Here is a 19,151-nt window from a genome sequence, read left to right as displayed (position 1 = left end):
ATGGGAGCAAGGAAAGTGATTCAGGCCGGCAGCGCTTCGGATTGCTTGACCGCAATCCATTCCTGCAAGGTGATCTCGATGGTGATGAAAGAGAGATTGGCACCGCGCACGAAGCGACCGGCAAAGATGCGCCCCTCCGTATCGGCCACCACGCCTTGCAGCGGATGCGCGCTGGCAGGTCCATCGGCAAATCCGATTTCACCGAACACATTGAGGATTTCCACCCCCGGCCCGTTGATCTCCATCTCGCGCAGACCGGTCGGCGTGGCGTATTGCAGATGGGCATCGATGAGGCTGCCGATGGCGCCCCGCACGATGGCCTTGTCCATGCCGTGCTGGCGGCACAGCGCTTCCACGCTTTCGGTGAGGTCCTGGTTGGGTTTGAGGCGGGCCATCACCAGCTTGCCGAGCTGGCCCTGTTCTACGTGGATGTGGTCGTCAAGGGAGTCGCTGTCATGGGCGGGGAGCGTCATCATCATTCCATGGGTGTCGGATGCAATAGACTGAAGTGCGTCTCTTCATCGCTGTTGACGACGAAGGCGCTGCGGGAAAACAGGCACAGGCGCAGGATGAGCGGATCGTCGCCCACCTCCACCGTGTCGAGCAGCAGATGGCCGCCATGCAGCGTACCATCGCCATCGATGAAACCTGAGTGGCAATGCAGTAAAACTTTTCCGTCGGCGTTCTGGCCGATGGTGATGGCGCCGGTCACGAAGCTGATGACGCCTTCCAATACATGCGGTGGTCCATAGTCATAAGGCCGGCTGGCGTCGCCGGTCTGTTCGATGCGGTGGTAATGCAGGCGTCGCGCGGTCCCGCCGCACAGCCGCCCGACGCCGCCGCGCTGGCCATAGCGTGCCAGCACGCGGCGCAAGGCCGGGCCGACCGGGGTGCCGGGTTGCAGGGTGATACGAAGTTCCTCGGCGGGGTCGGCCTCCAGGTCCAGCGTGCGCGGATAGCTCGGCTGGCCTGCATGAAGGAATTTGCGCACCGCCAGGAAACCGGCGCTGGCCGTGGTCTCGCCAGGTTTGCTGGAGAGTTTCATAGACGGTAGTCGCCTTGCTCTTCCAGCAGCGCCTTGATCTGTTTCTTGACGATCTTGCCGTAGCCCGACTTGGGCATGCTGTCCCAGTAGACGAAACGACGTGGCCACTTGTACTTGCCGATGCGTGTCTCCAGATGCGCCAACAAGGCTTCGCCATCGACCTGCTGTCCTGCCTTGCAGACGATCACCGCCAGCCCGCTTTCGCCCCACTTGGGATCGGGCACGCCCAGCACGGCCACTTCGGAGACCGCCGGGTGCGTCAGCAGCGCTTCCTCGATCTCGCGCGGATAGACGTTGGAGCCGCCCGAGATGTACATGTCCGAAGAGCGTCCGGTGATGTAGAGGAAGCCATCCCGGTCCACATGCCCGAGGTCGCCGGTATGGAACCAGTCATGCTTGAAGGCCTTGGCATTGGCCTCGGGATTGTTGTGATAGCCCATGAAGACGGCCGGTCCGCGCACGCAGATTTCGCCGGTCTCGAAGGGGGCCAGTTCCTGGCCGTCGTCATTGAGGATGGCGATCTGCATGCCGGTGCGCGGCATGCCGCAGGTCCCGACGCGCGCCTGCGGATGGGCGTCATCCTCGAAGTGCAGGTAAGGCGGCAGGAAGGTGATGTTGCCGGTCACTTCGCCCAGGCCGTAATACTGCACCAGCACCTTGCCCAGCTTCTTCAATGCGTGGACCTGGTCGGCGCGATACATGGGCGCGCCGGCATAGATGACGTGTTTCAGCGAGCTGTGGTCGTAGCGGTCGACGGACTCATCCTCGACCAGGATCTTGACGATGGTGGGCACCGTGAAGAGATTGTCCACCTGGTATTTCTCCACCAGCTGCCAGGCTTCCTCGACCACCAGCCGTTCGGACGAAAGCAGGATGCTGGCCGCACCGCGTGCGGTATTGACCACTGCATGCACGCCTGCGCCGTGCGACAGCGGTGCCACTACCAGCGAGCGCGATTGATGCGTGAGGCCCGGCATCAGGTCGGCCAGGTGATTGGTGACCACGAAGGCCATCTGGCCATGCGAGAGCATCCCCGCCTTGGGATTACCCGTGGTGCCGGAGGTGTAGAAGAACCAGAGCGGATCGTCGTAATCGACTTCGGCCTCGGGGAAGGACTCGCCGCTGCCATCGGCCACCAGCGCTTCGTAATCGAGTTCGCCCGGCCGCGCGTCGGCCAGGGCCACCACGTGTTCGAGTGCCGGCGAGGCGGATTTCACCGCGTCGACATACTGCGCGAAACCACGGTCATACAGCATCACGCAGGCGCCGCTGGACTGGCCCAGATAAGCGGCCTCGGGCGGCGTGATGCGGAAATTGGTCGGCACCCAGACCACGCCCATCTTGAAGGCGGCCCAGGCACTCTCGAAGATCTGCTGGTTGTTGCGTGAGTGGACCAGCATCTTGTCGCCCTTCTTGACGCCACGACGGGTGAGGGCGTGCGCCAGCGCATCGACGCGGGCATTGATCTCGCGCCAGCAGATCAGGCGGTCACTGCCATCGGCGGCGCCTTGTGCCAGGATCAGTCCCGGCTCTTCCGGAAAGCGGCGCGCCACATCCGAGAGCAGGCGGCCCAGGTTCATCACTTTGCTTAACATCGTCTCACTCGTCCCGATTTTTCTAAAGGAAATTGGCGTGCTGTCTTGTTCTCGTTTTTTTGCACATTACTTCATGTGGCGCGCCGCCAGCTCACGGCTGGACGGCGCGCCGACGCATCACATGCGCTTTTAGTTCACACGCTCCAGAATGCTCACATAGTTGGCCACGGCCGCACCGCCCATGTTGAACACACCGGCATAGCGCGCATTGGCAATCTGCATGTCACCCGCATCATGGGACGCCTGCATGGCTGCCATCACGTGCATCGACACCCCGGTAGCGCCGACCGGATGGCCCTTGGACTTCAGCCCGCCCGAGGGATTGACCGGCAGCTTGCCGTCCTTGGCGGTGATGCCTTCGGCAATCACGCGCGCGCCCTGGCCGTGCGGGGCCAGGCCCATGGCTTCGTATTCCAGCAACTCGGCCACGGTGAAGCAGTCGTGCGTTTCCACCAGCGACAGATCATTGAGGCTCAGGCTGGCCTCACCCAGCGCTTTTTTCCAGGCCAGCTCGGCCGCTTCGAAGCGGGTCGGGTCGCGACGCGACAGCGGCAGGAAATCATTGACATGCACCGCTGCCCGGAACTGCACGGCACGCGGCATGGACCTGGCCACATCGGCGGCGCTGATGACCAGGGCGGCGGCACCATCGGAAATGAGCGAGCAGTCGGTGCGCTTGAGCGGTCCGGCCACGAAGGGATTTTTCTCGGAGACCGTGCGGCAGAACTCGAAGCCGAAATCCTTGCGCATGTGGGCGTAGGGATTGACCATGCCGTTCTTGTGATTCTTGGCCGCGATCTGCGCCAGCGCGTCGGACTGGTCGCCGAAGCGGTCAAAGTAGCTCTGCGCGATCTTGCCGAAGACGCCCGCAAAACCGCCCGGGATGCCCGCTTCTTCCTTGGCGTAGCAGGCCTTGAGCAGCACCTCGCCCACCTGCGGTGTGGCCAGCTCGGTCATCTTCTCGAAGCCGATCACCAGCACGTGCTTCGATTGCCCGGCCTTGATCGCCTGCAGGCCCGAATGGATGGCCGCCGATCCGGTGGCGCAGGCATTCTCCAGGCGCGTGGCCGGCTTGAAGCGCAGTTGCGGCAGCGTGTTCATGACCAGCGAGGAAGGAAAGTCCTGGTACAGGAAACCGGCATTGAAGGTGCCGAAGTGGATCGAATCGATGTCTTCCGGTTGCAGTCCCGCGTGCTCGATGGCGGCCTTGGCGACCTGGCCGATCAGCACTTCCGGATCGATGCCGTCGAGCTTGCCGAATTGCGAATGGTTCCAGCCGGTGATGCAGGGTGAGGATGCAGAAACAGTCATGGGGTGTCCTTGTTTCCGTCTTGGACGGGGTCGATGGAGCAGGGGCGCTCCGTTGTTACACACAGGGGCAATATGCAAAATCGGTGCCACGCGCAGGACCGCTCGCCTCACCGCATGCAGCCGGTGTCGAGCATCCCTGGCCTGGGCATCGCGCAACCGTTGCCGGCCCAACCGCTGCCATGCGCCGGCCTGCATCTTGCCCGTCTCCTGGGCGGTCCGGCGCAAAGCCGCGCCGGGTCTCGCTTTGTTGTTGATGTTGATGGGGGCTGAGGTGTCCGTCAGGCCCTTCCTCTCATTCCCGACATGCGGGAAAAACCGGAGCGGACAGGGCAGCCTCCACCGACCGCGTGAAGATAGCACGTACTTTACGTTAACGTAAATCATTGCGCTGCAGCAGCCAGGCAGAAGCGTTTGTTGCCGGTGGGCAGCATGCACAGGTGTCGACGGTTGCGACACTGTAGCGACAGTCCTGCGACAGGTGTCGCAGCAAGGATGCGTACAAATAAATGTCGGCCAGCGTGATTGCGTGCTTGTACTGGGCCGCCCTTATCGCAGAGAATACAGGCGCAGTGCCGATGAGGAGGGGACACTGCCACGCCGCCGCGGGAGCATCGGGGGGCTTGGCATCCAACTTGCTCTATCGCTGCACAGGCAGTGTTGACCACCCGGCACAGGGAGCTGCACGCCCGATCTGGCGGCCCTGTGTGGTCGTGCCGGATTCAGCAATGTTCAAAATTACAAACAGACAAACAGGAGACAAGCAGATGGAACAATCCACTGGCAAGTTCACGCGCCGCCATTTTTTGAAGACCGCCTCGGTCGCTTCGGCGGCTGCCGCTACCGGCCTGGTATCGACGTCGGCCCATGCGGCCGAGTTCACCTTCAAGTACGCCAACAATCTGCCGGTCACTCACCCGATGAATGCGCGCGCCAAGGAAATGGCCGCCGCCATCGCGGAACAATCCAAGGGCCGCATCGAACTGCAGCTCTACCCCAACAACCAGCTGGGTACCGACACCGACATGCTCTCGCAGGTGCGTGCCGGTGCCATTGATTTCTTCACGCTCTCGCCGCTGATTCTGGGTACGCTGGTGCCTGCTGCGCAGATTTCCGGCATCGGTTTTGCCTTCAAGGATTACAGCCAGGTCTGGCCCGCCATGGATGGCGAACTGGGCGCACACGTACGCAAGCAGATCGAAGCCCGCTCCACGCTGTTCGCCTTCGAGAAGATCTGGGACAACGGCTATCGCCAGATCACCAACAGCACCAAGCCCATCAAGACCGCCGACGACCTCAAGGGCATGAAACTGCGGGTACCGCCGAGCCCGCTGTGGACCTCGATGTTCAAGGCCTTCGATGCGGCGCCGACCTCGATCAACTTCGCCGAAGTCTATTCGGCCCTGCAGACCAAGATCGTGGAAGGCCAGGAAAACCCCATGGCCATCATCTCCACCGCCAAGCTCTACGAAGTACAGAAGTACTGCTCCATCACCAACCACATGTGGGATGGTTTCTGGTTCCTGGGCAACAAGAAATCCTTCGAACGTCTGCCCAAGGATCTGCAGGAGATGATGGCGCGCGTCATCAACGAAGCCGGCATGAACCAGCGCGTCGACGTGCGCAAGCTCAATGATTCGCTGGTCGACGAAATGAAGGGCAAAGGCCTGGCCTTCAACAATGCCGATGCCGATTCCTTCCGCGCCAAGCTGCGCGCGGCCGGCTTCTATGCCGAGTGGAAGAAGAAGTTCGGCGACGAGCCCTGGGCCCTGCTGGAGAAGTACACCGGCAAGCTGGCCTGAATGGCCCGTTCGCCGGGGCTCGTGAAGGCATGAGCCCCGGTGCGATGGGGGCGGCATCGCCGATGCTGTCCCTGTCGCCCTGAATCCATTTCGCTGGAGCTTGATGATGGAAGCTGCAATGACTTACCGCGCCCCGGTCAACATGAACCCGGCAGCGCGCGCCCTGGTCGCATTCAATCGCATGGTGATGCACGTGGTCGGCGCGGTGGCGGCGGCCCTGGTGCTGGCCGAGACCGTGGTGCTGCTCACGGGCGTGATCTACCGCTATGCCCTGCATGATCCCCTGGTATGGTCCGATGAACTGGCCTCGATTCTCTTCATCTGGTTGTCGATGCTGGGCGCGGTGCTGGCGCTGGATCGCGGCGAGCACATGCGGCTCACCGCCATCATCAACAAATGTTCCGAGAAGGGCCGCATCTGGCTGGAAACGGTGGCCGCGCTGGTGGTCTGCATCTTCGTGCTGATGGTGATCCATCCCGCCGTGGACCACGCGGTGGAACAGATGCCCATCACCACACCGGCCCTGGAAATTCCCGACGGCCTGCGCGCGGCAGCCTTGCCGGTCGGCGCCATCCTGATGCTGCTGGCGGCGGTCTCGCGCATGGCGGCCATGACCACGATGCGCCTGCTGCTGTCGGCGCTGGCCGTGGTGGCCGTGATCGGTGGCGCACTGTGGCTGGCCAAGCCCATGCTGCTGGGCATGGGCAATTACAACCTGATCGTGTTCTTCGTGTTGCTCATTGGTGTATGCGTGGCCGGCGGCATCCCCATTGCCTTTGCCTTCGGCACGGCCACCATGGCGTACCTGGCGCTGGCCACGACGGCACCGCTGATGATCGTGGTCAGCCGCATGGACGAAGGCATGTCCAGCCTGATCCTGTTGTCGGTGCCGCTGTTCGTGCTGCTCGGGTCGTTGCTGGAAATGTCGGGCCTGGCCAAGACCTTGATCGACTTCATGGCCGCGCTGCTGGGCCACGTGCGCGGCGGCCTGCAATACGTGCTGCTGGGCGCGATGTTCCTGGTCTCCGGCATTTCCGGTTCCAAGGCGGCGGACATGGCGGCCATTGCTCCGGCGCTGTTCCCCGAGATGAAGAAGCGCGGCTCCAAGCCGGAAGAACTGGTGGCACTGCTCTCGTCCTCCGGCGCCATGACCGAGACCATTCCGCCCAGCCTGGTGTTGATCACCATCGGCGCTGTCTGCAGCGTATCGATCACGGCACTGTTCATCGGTGGCCTCATGCCGGCGGCCATCGCCACCATCGCCATCGCCGTGGTGTGCTGGATGCGTGCGCGCCGCGAGCCGATGCCGGATGTCAAGCGCGCCCCGGTCTCGCTCATCCTCAAGACCCTGATCACCGCGCTGCCGGCGCTGGCGCTGCCCATGCTGATCCGCGTGGCCGTCATCGAGGGGGTCGCCACGGCCACCGAAGTGGCCACCATCGGCGTGGCCTATACGGTAGTGGTCGGGCTGATCATGCACCTGTTCATGAAGCACCTGAACTTCAGGCGTCTCTATCCGATGCTGGTCGAGTCCGCCGCCTTGTCGGGTGCGATCCTGCTCATCATCGGCATGGCCACCGCGATGGCCTGGGCGCTCACGCAGTCGGGCTTCTCGGCCAAGCTGGTGGGTCTGATGCAGGGCGTGCCGGGAGGCGGGGTCGGGTTCCTCTTGATCACCATCGTCATCTTCATCGTGCTGGGCAGTTTGCTGGAAGGCATTCCCGCCATCGTGCTGTTCGGGCCGCTGCTGTTCCCGGTGGCACGTTCGCTGGGGGTGCATGACGTGCACTACGCGATGGTGGTGATCCTGTCCATGGGCATCGGCCTGTTCGCACCGCCCTTCGGTGTGGGCTTCTATGCCGCCTGCGCCATCGGCAAGGTGTCGCCGGACGGCGTCTTCAACCGGGTCTGGGGCTATCTGGCCGCGCTGGTGGTGGCGCTTCTGGTGGTGGCCTTCGTGCCCTGGATTTCCATCGGTTTCCTCTGATCCCCTCACCAGTCGTGCGAGCGATCGGGAAGCTTCCATGATTGACCTGCCCTAATTAAAAACGGCGGCCCCACCTCCTTGCGGGGCCGTCCCAATCCACGGAGACAATATGAATCGCAATGAGAGCGGCGCCCGCGTGGCGCTCGTGACGGGCGGAGCCATGGGCATCGGCGCCAGCATTTCGCAACAACTCGCGGCCAAAGGGCACATCGTCCTGGTCGCTGACATCAACCTGGAGGCGGCCACCCAGACCGCCGACGCACTGGTGGCCGCCGGCCATCGGGCGGCCCCGCTGCAAATGGATCTCGGCAGCCCCGAGTCGATTGCGCAGGCCTTCGCCCACATCGAGAAGGACTATGGGCGCTGCGACGTGCTGGTCAACAATGCCGGCGTGGCACGCACCTATTCCTTCCTCGACTATCCGCTGGAGAACTGGTTGCAGACCATGAACGTCAACGTCACCGGCGTGCTGCTGGCAGGCCAGCAGGCGGCGCGTCTGATGCTCAGGCAAGGATGGGGACGCATCGTCAATATCTCGTCCATCTCGGGCATTCGTGCGGGCGCCGGGCGCACCGCCTATGGCACCTCCAAGGCCGCCGTCATCGGACTGACGCGCCAGATGGCCATCGAGCTGGCGCAATACGGCATCACCGTCAACAGCGTTGCGCCCGGTCCGGTCGATACGCCCATGACCCAGGCCATGCACTCGGAGCAGACGCGCCAGAGCTACTATCGCCTGGTCCCCATGCGCCGTTATGGCACAACCGATGAGATCGCCTCGGCCGTCTGTTATCTGGCCGCTGAAGAATCAGCCTATATCACCGGCCACGTGATACCGGTCGATGGGGGCTTCGTCGCCGGCGGCGTACTGGAAATCTGAGGGGACGTGCATGGACAAGCTCATGCAAGGCAAGGCCATCATCGTCACCGGCGCCGGTTCGGTCGGCGCGGGCTGGGGCAATGGCAAGGCTGCCGCCGTGCTGTATGCGCGCGAGGGCGGGCGGGTGCTGGCGGTGGACCGCAGCATCGAGGCCGCCATGCAGACGCAAGACATCATCCGCAGCGAGGGGGGCGTGTGTGAAGTGCTGGCCGCCGATGTCTCGCGCAGTGCTGATGTGAAGGCCATGGCGGAGGCGGCCATGGATCATTTCGGTCGGGTCGACGTGCTGCACAACAATGTGGGCATCGCCGAGGTGGGCGGCCCGGTGGAAACCAGTGAAGAGAGCTGGAACCGGCTGGTGGCGGTCAACCAGACCAGCCTGTTCCTGACGCACAAGCATGTGCTGCCGATCATGGAGCGGCAGGGCAAGGGGGCCATCGTCAATATCTCGTCGCTGGCGGCCTTGCGCTGGATCGGTTTTCCCTACCTGGGTTATACCGCGACCAAGGCGGCCATCCTCGCCTTCACCAAGAACGTGGCGATGCAGTATGCGCCCATGGGCATCCGCGCCAATTGCGTGCTGCCCGGCATGATGGATACGCCCATGATCCGCGAACCGCTCAAGGCCTCCTATGGCGGCGATGTCGAAGAGATGCGCGCCAGGCGCAATGCACAGTGTCCGATGGGCTTCATGGGGGATGCCTGGGATGTGGCGCATGCCGCGCTGTTCCTCGCTTCCGACAACGCGCGCTACATCACGGGGCTGGACATGATCGTCGATGGTGGCCTGTCGCTGCGCTGTGCGGGGTGAGCCGCCGGGTGTGACATTTGTTTGTTGACCACGGACAGGCGGGCGTGGAAGCCGACCTGCCGCGGTTTGATGCCCGGGCGTCCAAGAGCGTCCGGGTTTTTTTCTTCTGAGCATATTGGCCGACTGCGTGTGCTCAACATTAGGGCCTGTTCACATTAAATCTGCGAGTGCGAGAGGTCGCCAAGCGTTGACTGCCTAGGCGCAGCGACGCGCCGTGGTGGTGCCACGGCAAGGAGCTGCAACAACGGCAGGCGACGCTTGGCGGCCTCTCCCGGAGGGTTGCCCCCAGAAGGCGCGCTGGCCGCGTTGCACGTCAGGGCTGGTGGGCACCACCACCAGCCCTGACGCGCGTCTTGCCAGCACGCCTTCTGGGGGCAACGCATCTCGCAAATTTAATGTGAACAGGCCCTAAATGCTTGGGATTTCTCGTAGTATTTCAACAGACGTGAGCATGTCGTCATGCAAACATCTGCGTTTTTCTTTTCAGCCTGTACTGGTCAAGTGCCGGAGGGACTGATGATTCAACAGGAACGCAGCGATGTTGACATGCAGTTATTGCGACAAAAAAGGCTTGCTGATCTATCCGGTCCGCTATGCCGTGGCCAGTCCGTATGGCGCGCAGGCTGTGCCTGCGATTTCCGGCAATTTCAGAATCGAAGGCGCGCCCCGGCAGATCTCAATGCCGCTATGACCTCTTACCGTTTCCTTGCACCCATGACGACTTTATAAAAGCATGCGAGCGCATATTGAAGATTGAGAATTCGGAATTGGAGTGGAAGACAAGTGCGGAGAAAAATCCAGCGCATATCGGGTTAAGAGCATGGATATGCTCTAGCAAAGACTTCCCTGATGTCGAAAAATTGCTTACAGAAGGTTGGTCAGAAAATCTCGCTCACCGAGCGGGTATAGCTATTGATCGCCTATCTTTCAATGCGGTACCAATTGAAGTCTCATGGTCGTCAGGTTCGAGTATAAATCGCGAATTTCCCGACCTCTGCATGAAGCTACTTTTCAACTCACTTGAACATTCCGTTCAAGCCATCGCGTGATTTTGTTTTCTATAAATGGAAATAACGTCACGTCCCGATTCAGGAAGTCGCTGTTCAACTCCATTCCATACGAGTCAAGCAGATCTTCCGATCTTGGCTTCTTTTTTCCCTCAGGGAGTTCGTACCAAGCACGCCAAAACATCAGTGGCTCTTGTCGATGAATCCAAAGATCATCGTAACGCTGTACCGTTGCATCAAACCAGCAGCGGAACCAATTCTTCCTCGCGGGCGAGCCATCTTTTTCCCTGTAACTATGACTCGGAGGGAAATCCATCAGAGTTGCAAAAATGTACGGCAATTGAAATTCTCTGAGTTGTGCGTACTCCCATATTCTTTCTTCATTGGCAGCTCGAAGCACGCTAATAAATTCATCGACCGCGAGTCCCTTAACTAGCCAATCGAGCATTTTGAAATGTTTCTGCCAATTCTGTAAGAAGATTGTCTTTATCCTATTGGCAGCTTCTGGATCCGGGTGATGGGGATGAAGCCCAACGTAGGGCGCTGCAGCTTTATTTTTTGTAGGGCAGTAACCTGAATTTCGCCTATGCGCGAAATGTCCCACGGAATCAACAGTTGATGGAGCGACGATATTTAAACGTTGTTTGCAAACGGGACATGTGACTTGCTCATGTGTTTCAACTGCGTCATTTCCGAAATCACGAATATATTCGGGAACAGTTATTCGTTTATTAGTATCGGGGTGACATGCTTTTCGCATAGATTAAGCCTACTTTCGATGTGGCAAGAAGAACAACGCCGTCACTTCAAATGAATCTTCGTTGCGGGGAACAATTCCACGGTAGTTACTCAGAATATTGTCGGACCACATAGCAAGTTCGCTCGATCAAATAATGCGTCCTGACTTAACGAAACAATCTATGAAGACGAGTCACTAATTTCGTTTGAGACGTTCGAGAGCTTGTAAAAAGGGGGCATCGGTCACTCCCGATGGAAGCACGGGATCAGTAATGCCGCTCATGGCCGAGACCAATGGCGAATTTTCGCTAACTTTCCATGCCGGAATGAACTGCAAGTGGGAAAGCTTGATACCTAAATCGAAATTCTTGCTTGTCATCTCGATATCTGGCGATACAGGATTGAATGCCACGGGGATCAGGAAGACGGAGCCAGCGCGTCGGAAGTGTTCTTGCAGAACGTCTAGATTGCGACTAGATGAAGGCGTCATATCATGTATCCGGTAGACCATGGCCAGCACACGATTGTCATCCGTTGCGGCCTTCATATAAGACTCGCTGATACCAATTGCTACGCGATAGTGTAATGGGCTATCACGCCGGATACCCGTGATAATAGTCACGCTCAGCCATCCATCCTGAGTTACCGCCCCCACTTTTTTACGCCATCCGCGAAAAATTTTCTGCCCCGCATCGAAGTTCTCGAATGCAAGCGCCATAATTGGGGGTACTAATTCCCCTGGGGCCTGCGGAAGTGCCACGCCTGTCCCCTTCCACTTAGCCTTATCCCATACCCGTAGGTTTATGGGAGACAAGACTCGCATGTTGCGATGCAGTATCGCATCCTTGCCAAATAGATATTCGGGTGGTCGGTCTGCCGAGAGCGTGGGATCCTCCTCTGGCGGGTCAGCGTCGAAAGGAGGCTCAGCCAAAGTCGGAATCCATGCCCTGTCACGGATTAGAGGGAATACGGCAAGAGTGTCGTCCTGTACCCAGTCTTCCGCGCGCCCGGGGGGTAAGTCGCCGAGGATATGTCCTTGCTCTGCAATGCCTCCACCAAAACGCCTCGCTTGACGCAGCGTAATCCTTGGCAGTAAAGGAATTCATCACTAAAGGAGCGATCTGTACACCACGACCTGAAATGATCGGCATCGTGCTGTGCATCGAAAGTGCGTAAAGCAAAGTCCAGCGCGGTCTGGTTAATCGTTTTTCGCTCGCCCTGCTGCCTAGCCTTCTGGCGAAGAGGCTTAAGACCATATTGCTGGGCGAGCCATTCCACCGCAGGTAAAAAATCAAGGCCCTCAACTTTCTTTACTAGGTCAATAGCGGTACCGTGAGCATCGCAAGCGAAGCAATGAAAATGAGCGGGGGAGACTCCATCAGCTCCATAGAGATTCAGCGATGGACGAGTATCTTGGTGAAATGGACAAAGCGCACGGAGCTGTGCGCCGCGTTGCTCAGTTCTTATCCCCAGCCGGCTTACCACGTCCTCTAAAGAAACTTTGGTAAGAAGCTCACTGATATCGTATCGATCCACGGAATTCCCCAATTTTTTGATTTGCTTTTAAGTAACTATTAAGTTCTTTAATGAACAAGCTACCATTTTTTGACATTCTGTCACATCTGTCGCACGTGACGCCCACCTAAACCTCCGAATTTCTTCGTTGCTCATGTGACGCGGGGCAAATTCATGTAGCGTACTAATCGAAGAAACTAACTAGGGCTGGACAACGAAATCCCCAAACGCGCCCGCCCCCTGATTAACCGACTGCATTGCCTGCCAAACCTCCACCGCCGTCTGTGCAAAGGTCCGTATGCAGGGATTGGTATTCTCGCGGTTCCAGATCACCGCCACCTCCACCGTCGGCGCACCGATGAGCGGCTTGAAGACCGTGGTGTCCAGGTGCATGGCCTGCATCGAGGTCGGTACCAGCGCCACCCCCAGCCCTTCGCCGACCAGGTTGACGATGGTCTGCTGCAGGTTGGTCTCCAGCACGATGCGCGGACGGAAGCCATGCAGCTGGCAATGCTGCCGGATCAGGTCATACACCACCGGCGCAATCGGGCGCGGAATGCTGATGAAGGCATCCTCGGCCAGCTCGGCGGCCGAGATCGCGGCTTTGTCGGCCAGGCGATGCCCACGCGGCAGCACCGCCAGCAAGGGTTCGGCGTAGATGGTGTGGCTGTCGAGCCGGCGGCAATCCTCGGGGCGATACATGATGCCCACATCGATTTTCTCATCCTCAATGTCAGTGGCCAGCAGGTTGGGCACGTATTCGCTCAGGCGCATGTCCACCTCCGGATAGGCCGCCGAATAATGGCGCGTCACCGCTGGCAGGATGTTGTAGGCCGAGGACATCATGAACCCCACCTTCAGCGCCCCGCTCATACCCGTGCTGGAAGAGGCCACGTTGCGCTTGGCCCGTTCCAGGGCCTTGAAAATTTCTGTGGTGTCGCGATAAAAATATTTGCCCGCCGCCGTCAGCTGGATGGCGCGTTTGCTGCGGTCGAACAATTGCGCTCCCAACTCCTTCTCCAGTGCCGCAATCTGCCGTGTCAGCGGCGGTTGCGAGATGTGCAGCAGTTCCGCCGCGCGGCCGAAATGCAGGGTTTCTGCTACGGTGCGGAAATAGGTGAGATGTCTCAATTCGATCATTTGATACCTTCAAGGTATTGATTCTGTCTGTACATTGTATTGGAAGTCATGAGTCGGACTGGCTATTCTTTGCCGCAGACGTGCCATTGCGACACGTTTCCGGGACCGCCCCAGGCAGGTTCCCGCGCATAAAGAACCGGTTCTGCGGATGCCGGCTCGATAAAAAAGCAGTCCAAGACAGGAGACCATCATGCCGACCACCCCGGTAGCGCAGCCCTTGCCTGATCGTGACGTTTGCTCCATCCCGGCTGGCACAGCCCATTCGACTTGCGCGCCTCATGCGCCGCGTTATCGCGACATCGATCAGCTCGCCGCTGGCGACGACCTGATGGGCGATCTGGTCGAACGCGGCAAGCGCCTCATCGATCGCGGCATCCCCGTGCTCATTCTGGGCGAGACCGGGACCGGCAAGGAATATCTCTCCCGTGCCCTGCATGACTACAGCGCACGCCGTCGCGCCAACTGGATCGCCGTCAATTGCGCCTCGATCCCCGAGAGCCTGGCCGAAAGCGAACTGTTCGGCTACTGCAAGGGCGCCTTCTCCGGTGCGCTGCCCGGCGGGATGAAGGGCAAGGTGCAACAGGCCGATGGCGGCACGCTCTTCCTCGATGAAATCGGCGACATGCCCTTTGCGCTGCAAACGCGCCTGCTACGCGTGCTCTCCGAACGCGAAGTGATGCCCCTGGGCGCACAACGCCCGGTGCCGGTGGACGTACAACTGATCTGCGCCACGCACCAGGACTTGAAAACCCTGATCGCCGATGGCCGCTTCCGGGAAGACCTGTATTACCGCGTTGCCGGTGGCGTATTGCGCCTGCCCGCCTTGCGCGAACGCAGCGACCGGCGCGCGCTGGTGATGCAGATGATGGCCGACGAGCTGGGCCATCCGGTCCAGGACAGCATGATCGAGCCCGCCGTCCTGCAGCGTCTGCTGGCCTATCCGTGGCCGGGCAATCTGCGCCAGCTGCATGCCGTGATCCGTTACAGCTGCGCCGTCATGAACGAGGGACGCATCACCCTGCGCGACCTGCCGGAGGAATTGATGCAGTTCCAGCCCGCCGGCCTGGCGCAGGTGCTGCCCCTGCATCGTCCGGCCTCGCGCATGGCACTGGAGGCGCCGGGGCAGGGCGGTCCTGCCGATCTCAGACGCGATGAGCGCACCCGCGTCATCGAAGCCCTCAACGGCAGCCGTTGGAACATTTCCGCAGCCTCACGCCAGTTGGGCATGTGCCGCGCCTCGCTGTATCGCAAGTTGCGGCAGCTGGATATCCCGCATGTCAGGGATCAGGCCATGCCTGCACACGCGGCCTATGCGGTCGCCTGAAATGCTAGAACCCATTTCATCAATAGGCGTGAGATGCGTTCTGTCCAGAAAGGGCCCAGGTCAGTGCGCTCCCCGCGGCGCGCTGGCCAGCATTAAATTTCTCTTAATGCTCGCGCGCTTGTCATTCACTTGAAATAAATGCCCGTTACCCTCGCCGGATCATAAAGGGACAAGCGAAGGCGTCACTCAAGGCGCCACAATCAAGCGAGTGGGGATTGCGTAAGCCGTTATCGTTCGAGCCGCAAGGGCTGCTGACCAGACTGCTCGCGGGCAGGGGCGTGTCGGCGGGAATGGTGCTGCTCGCTGCCGGGGCGCTGTCGCTGCTGTGGTACTTCACCCTCATCCGCATCGAGAACGAAAAGCAGCTGGCCATCGCCGCGTCCATCGCCGACAGCCGCAACGTGGCTGCCATCGTCTCGGCCAATCTGGATGAGGTACTGGGCAAGACCCTGCTGTATTCGCGCATCGGGCAGTCCATGCTCAATGGCGAGCAATCCTCGTCGGCCTATTTCAATCCCCTCTTCAATGGCGATTCGGCCTATCTGCGCGTGGCCATGTTCGATGCGCGCGGACGGCTGGTCTATTCCTCGGCACGACAGAAGAGCGAGCCAGAACTGAGTCGTCTCATCAATGCCGGATTCATGAGCACGCTCACCAGCACCGGCGAACACGGTCAGATGATCATCACGCCGCCCCTGAACCGCGATGGCTACAGCTGGCGCGTGCCGCTGCTCATCCCCTTGCAGGACGGCAAGGGCAGGCTACAGGGCTTCTTCGCGGCCATTCTCGATCTCGGTTATTTCCTCAAGACCTACGAAGAAGTCAGCGTGGACGGCTCCAGCCGCATCGAGATCATCAACACCGCCGGGCTGCAGCTGGCCGAGCTGGCCGGTGGCATCCTCTCGGGCGGCTCCGATTACGCCGGCCAGGAATACGCCACCTTCCTGCTGACCGGCAAGGGTGACGGACTCATCCATGCACTACGTCCGGGCGATGTCGCCCAGCATGTCGGCGTGCAGCGGCGGCTGGCGCATTATCCTCTGGCGGTGGTGGTCAGCCGCGACCAGCAGGTGCTGCTGGGCAAGCTGTGGCCGGCGCACCGGCAGTATGTCTTGCAGGCCATCCTGATTTCCATGCTGGTGCTGGTCCTCTCGGGCGGTCTGATCGGCATGGCCCACCGGCGCCGCTTCCTCTACGAGCAACTGCGCTATTCCGAACGGGAGAAGAGCGGCCTGATCCAGCAGCTTGAAGAGGAAAAGAGTCGCGCCTACCAGTTGGCCTCGCATGACTACCTGACCGGCATTCCCAATCGCATGCTGTTCTACGAACTGGCCGCCACCGAACTTTCGCGGGCGCGTCGCAGCCGCAACCTGTATGCGCTGTTCTTTCTCGACCTGGACAAGTTCAAGCTCATCAACGATACCCTCGGTCATGCCGTGGGCGATGCGCTGCTGCAGGAAGTGGCGCGTCGGCTGCGCGCAGCCGTGCGCGAATACGACCTGGTGGCGCGCCTGGGCGGGGATGAATTCGTGGTACTGGTCTCGGAAATCCGCAGCGAGGAAGTCGTCGCCGAGATCGCCGACAAGCTGGTTGAAACCCTGCGCGCTCCCTATCCCGATCTGCTGGGCTGCGATGTGGAAACCACGCCCAGCATCGGTATCGCCCTCTACCCTCGCGATGGCCAGAACATCGCCACCCTGATGACCAACGCCGATTCGGCCATGTACAGCGCCAAGAACGCCGGCAGCGGCCTGTACCGCTTCTACGATGCCTCGCTCAATGCGATTGCGGTGCGCGGGCTGGAGTTGCTGGGGCGCTTTCGCCAGGCGCTCAAGGAAAACGAATTCTGCCTGCACTATCAACCCAAGGTCGAGTTGCAGGACTATCGCGTGGTCGGCATGGAAGCCCTGATCCGCTGGCAGCATCCCGAGCACGGTCTGATCTATCCGGGCGAATTCATCGGCCTGGCCGAGACCCATGACCTGGTGCAACCGCTGGGCCACTGGATCATCGAAGCCGTATGCCGCCAGCTGGCGCAATGGCGCGCCGATGGCCTGCCCCTGGTGCCGGTGGCCATCAACGTGTCGGCCAAGCAGCTCAATGACGAACGCCTCATTGCGACCGTGCGCGAAGCCTTGCAGCGCCACCAGCTCAGTGCGCAGTGGCTGGAGATCGAGGTCACCGAAAGCTGTTTCATTGCCGACCTGGAGCAGGCGCGCCAGACCCTGGAAAAGCTGCGCGACGAAGGCTTGCGCATCTATCTGGATGACTATGGCACGGGCTATTCCAGTCTCAGTCATATCAAGGCGCTGCCGGTGGTGGCGCTGAAGATCGATCGCTCCTTCGTGCGTGACATCCGCAACGACAACAGCGACGGCATGATCGTCGCTTCCACCGTCTCGCTGGCGCGCAATCTCGGACTGAAGGTGGTGGCCGAGGGCGTGGAGACGCGCGAGCAACTGATGCACCTCAAACTGATGGGCTGCGACGAAGTGCAGGGCTTCTATCTGCAGCGTCCGGTCGCGGCCGCGCAACTGGTGCCGCTCTTGCAGAAAGGCAGGTTCGATATCGCATGAAGACCCACTTCGCCACCCTGGTGCTGGCCGCAGGTGCGGCCTGCATGCTGCTGCCCGCGGCACCGGTCCTGGCCGGCGCTCGCGCGGCCTGCGAACGGCCGCAGCGGCTGCGCTTCTCCTTCGTGCCGCAGGGCCGCGATCTCGACCAGCAGACGGCGCTCAGTCCGCTGGTGGACGAATTGCGCGAACGCCTGAAGATGCCGGTGGACGTGATCATCCCCACTTCCTACGGCGGTGTCATCGAGGGACTCATCGCCGGTGCCGTCGATGTGGCGCGGCTGGGGCCGGCCTCCTACGTGACGGCACACAAGGGCGATCCGCAGATCACGCCCTTTGCCTCGATGGAGCAGGTGGAGCCCAATTTCGCTGCGCAGGGCGGGGTGTCATCGGTGTATTACTCGCTGCTCATCACGCGCCAGCAGGGGCCCTATGACAGCGTGGCCTCGCTCAAGGGCCGGGTACTGGCGCTGGCCGATCCGGACAGTACCTCGGGCGCGCTGATCCCGCGCCATCTGTTTGCGCGCCAGTACAAGCTGCAGTTCGAACGCTATTTCTCGCGCATCGGCTATTCCGGCAATCATGAGCGATCCGTCATGGCCGTGTTGAACCACAATGCCGATGCGGCCTTTGTGGCCAGCACCAATCTCTCGCGCATGATCAGCGACGGCCAGCTCAGAAAAAGCGATGTGCGCGTGCTGTGGCGCTCGGGGGCGATTCCCTTCGATCCCTTCGTCTATCGCGGCCAGCTGTGCGCCGATATCCGCAAGAAGATCCGCGAGGTGTTCCTGGACAAGAACGCGCTGCGCGTGAAGCTGACCCTGGACAGCCTGCGCGCCACGCATTTCGTGCCGGTGCACGACGCGGCCTACCAGATCATCCGCGCGCTGCCCTGAAAGGCGGACGGACTTATTCGGCCAACAGTGTTTCGATATCGGAAATCATTTCCTCGGGACGGGTCTGCGGCGCGTAGCGCTTGAAGACGCTGCCATCGCGGCGTACCAGGAACTTGGTGAAATTCCACTTGATGGCCTTGCTGCCCAAGAGACCCGGGGCTTCCTTCTTCAGGTACTGGTACAGCGGATCGGCCTGTTCGCCATTGACATCGATCTTGGCAAACAGGGGAAAGCTCACACCGTAATTCTTTTCGCAGAAGGCGCCGATTTCCTCGGCATTGCCGGGCTCCTGCGCGCCGAACTGGTTGCAGGGGAAGGCCATCACTTCCAGTCCGCGTGGGTGGAACTGACGGTGGATGGCTTCCAGGCCGTTGTATTGCGGGGTGAAGCCGCATTTGCTGGCGGTATTGACGATGAGCAGCACCTTGCCGCGCAGCTGTTCCAGGGAAAAGGGCGTCTGGTCGGCCAGCTTGGGCTGGAAATCGTAGAGAGTGGTCATGGACTGTTCCTCGGGGCTAGCATCGTTGTGG

16 protein-coding genes are annotated in these 19,151 nt (G+C 60.7%); 7 read left to right on the top strand and 9 right to left on the bottom strand.

From position 1 onward, the window contains the following. Window positions 1–20: 20 nt before the first annotated feature. From GWL_RS15415 to GWL_RS15400, 4 genes are all read right to left on the bottom strand, one after another. Window positions 21–473 carry a PPC domain-containing DNA-binding protein gene (locus tag GWL_RS15415; protein WP_008331850.1) on the bottom strand — a complete coding sequence of 151 codons (453 nt, stop codon included), beginning with the start codon at window positions 471–473 and terminating at the stop codon, window positions 21–23. Window positions 474–475: 2 nt separating this feature from the next. After that, the gene (locus tag GWL_RS15410; protein ID WP_008331849.1) at window positions 476–1,045 is read right to left on the bottom strand and encodes a hypothetical protein; all 570 of its coding nucleotides are present in this window, start codon (window positions 1,043–1,045) and stop codon (window positions 476–478) included. Continuing rightward, window positions 1,042–2,658, bottom strand: a complete 1,617-nt coding sequence (locus tag GWL_RS15405; protein WP_255347973.1) for an acyl-CoA synthetase — start codon at window positions 2,656–2,658, stop codon at window positions 1,042–1,044. The genes GWL_RS15410 and GWL_RS15405 overlap by 4 nt, the downstream gene beginning before the upstream one ends. Window positions 2,659–2,769: 111 nt before the next feature. After that, a complete protein-coding gene (locus GWL_RS15400) occupies window positions 2,770–3,951 on the bottom strand; it encodes an acetyl-CoA acetyltransferase (protein ID WP_008331847.1) in 1,182 nt (393 codons plus the stop codon). 764 nt (window positions 3,952–4,715) lie between these two features. Here GWL_RS15400 and GWL_RS15395 point away from each other — a divergent pair. From GWL_RS15395 to GWL_RS15380, 4 genes are all read left to right on the top strand, one after another. Next, window positions 4,716–5,750, top strand: coding sequence for a TRAP transporter substrate-binding protein (locus GWL_RS15395; protein WP_034350964.1), 1,035 nt, complete (start codon window positions 4,716–4,718; stop codon window positions 5,748–5,750). Between the two features lie 103 nt (window positions 5,751–5,853). Continuing rightward, window positions 5,854–7,737 carry a TRAP transporter large permease subunit gene (locus GWL_RS15390; protein WP_008331844.1) on the top strand — a complete coding sequence of 628 codons (1,884 nt, stop codon included), beginning with the start codon at window positions 5,854–5,856 and terminating at the stop codon, window positions 7,735–7,737. Window positions 7,738–7,846: 109 nt separating this feature from the next. Then, window positions 7,847–8,617: an SDR family NAD(P)-dependent oxidoreductase gene (locus GWL_RS15385; RefSeq protein WP_008331842.1), complete on the top strand. Its 771-nt coding sequence runs from the start codon at window positions 7,847–7,849 to the stop codon at window positions 8,615–8,617. Window positions 8,618–8,627: 10 nt separating this feature from the next. After that, window positions 8,628–9,428: an SDR family NAD(P)-dependent oxidoreductase gene (locus GWL_RS15380; protein WP_008331835.1), complete on the top strand. Its 801-nt coding sequence runs from the start codon at window positions 8,628–8,630 to the stop codon at window positions 9,426–9,428. Window positions 9,429–10,439: 1,011 nt separating this feature from the next. Here the strand turns inward: GWL_RS15380 and GWL_RS23435 are convergent. The 4 genes from GWL_RS23435 to GWL_RS15360 all read right to left on the bottom strand — a co-directional run bounded on the left by GWL_RS23435 (window position 10,440) and on the right by GWL_RS15360 (window position 13,828). Continuing rightward, the gene (locus GWL_RS23435; RefSeq protein ID WP_157174258.1) at window positions 10,440–11,195 is read right to left on the bottom strand and encodes a hypothetical protein; all 756 of its coding nucleotides are present in this window, start codon (window positions 11,193–11,195) and stop codon (window positions 10,440–10,442) included. Window positions 11,196–11,369: 174 nt separating this feature from the next. Further along, a complete protein-coding gene (locus GWL_RS15370; RefSeq protein WP_157174257.1) occupies window positions 11,370–11,933 on the bottom strand; it encodes a hypothetical protein in 564 nt (187 codons plus the stop codon). A 197-nt stretch (window positions 11,934–12,130) separates the two neighbouring features. Next, the gene (locus tag GWL_RS23070; protein ID WP_081486091.1) at window positions 12,131–12,709 is read right to left on the bottom strand and encodes a CHC2 zinc finger domain-containing protein; all 579 of its coding nucleotides are present in this window, start codon (window positions 12,707–12,709) and stop codon (window positions 12,131–12,133) included. A 180-nt stretch (window positions 12,710–12,889) separates the two neighbouring features. Next, entirely contained in the window at window positions 12,890–13,828 is a 939-nt protein-coding gene (locus GWL_RS15360; protein WP_008331831.1) for a LysR family transcriptional regulator, read from the bottom strand. A 190-nt stretch (window positions 13,829–14,018) separates the two neighbouring features. On the opposite strand from GWL_RS15360, the gene GWL_RS15355 reads away from it, so the two are divergent. The 3 genes from GWL_RS15355 to GWL_RS15345 all read left to right on the top strand — a co-directional run bounded on the left by GWL_RS15355 (window position 14,019) and on the right by GWL_RS15345 (window position 18,621). Continuing rightward, on the top strand, window positions 14,019–15,152 hold the full coding sequence (locus GWL_RS15355) for a sigma-54-dependent Fis family transcriptional regulator (RefSeq protein ID WP_008331829.1): 1,134 nt from the start codon (window positions 14,019–14,021) through the stop codon (window positions 15,150–15,152). Between the two features lie 290 nt (window positions 15,153–15,442). Beyond that, the gene (locus tag GWL_RS15350; RefSeq protein WP_008331827.1) at window positions 15,443–17,728 is read left to right on the top strand and encodes an EAL domain-containing protein; all 2,286 of its coding nucleotides are present in this window, start codon (window positions 15,443–15,445) and stop codon (window positions 17,726–17,728) included. Continuing rightward, a complete protein-coding gene (locus tag GWL_RS15345; RefSeq protein WP_008331825.1) occupies window positions 17,725–18,621 on the top strand; it encodes a phosphate/phosphite/phosphonate ABC transporter substrate-binding protein in 897 nt (298 codons plus the stop codon). The genes GWL_RS15350 and GWL_RS15345 overlap by 4 nt, the downstream gene beginning before the upstream one ends. 13 nt (window positions 18,622–18,634) lie before the next feature. Here the strand turns inward: GWL_RS15345 and GWL_RS15340 are convergent, their stop codons facing one another. Next, window positions 18,635–19,120: a glutathione peroxidase gene (locus tag GWL_RS15340; protein WP_008331823.1), complete on the bottom strand. Its 486-nt coding sequence runs from the start codon at window positions 19,118–19,120 to the stop codon at window positions 18,635–18,637. Window positions 19,121–19,151 lie beyond the last annotated feature (31 nt).

Origin of the sequence: Herbaspirillum sp. GW103, assembly GCF_000261365.1 — a bacterium.
Taxonomy (GTDB): Bacteria; Pseudomonadota; Gammaproteobacteria; order Burkholderiales; family Burkholderiaceae_D; genus Herbaspirillum.
The sequence above is the reverse complement of the archived record's forward strand: the minus strand, read 5'-3'. Positions and strand labels throughout refer to the sequence as shown.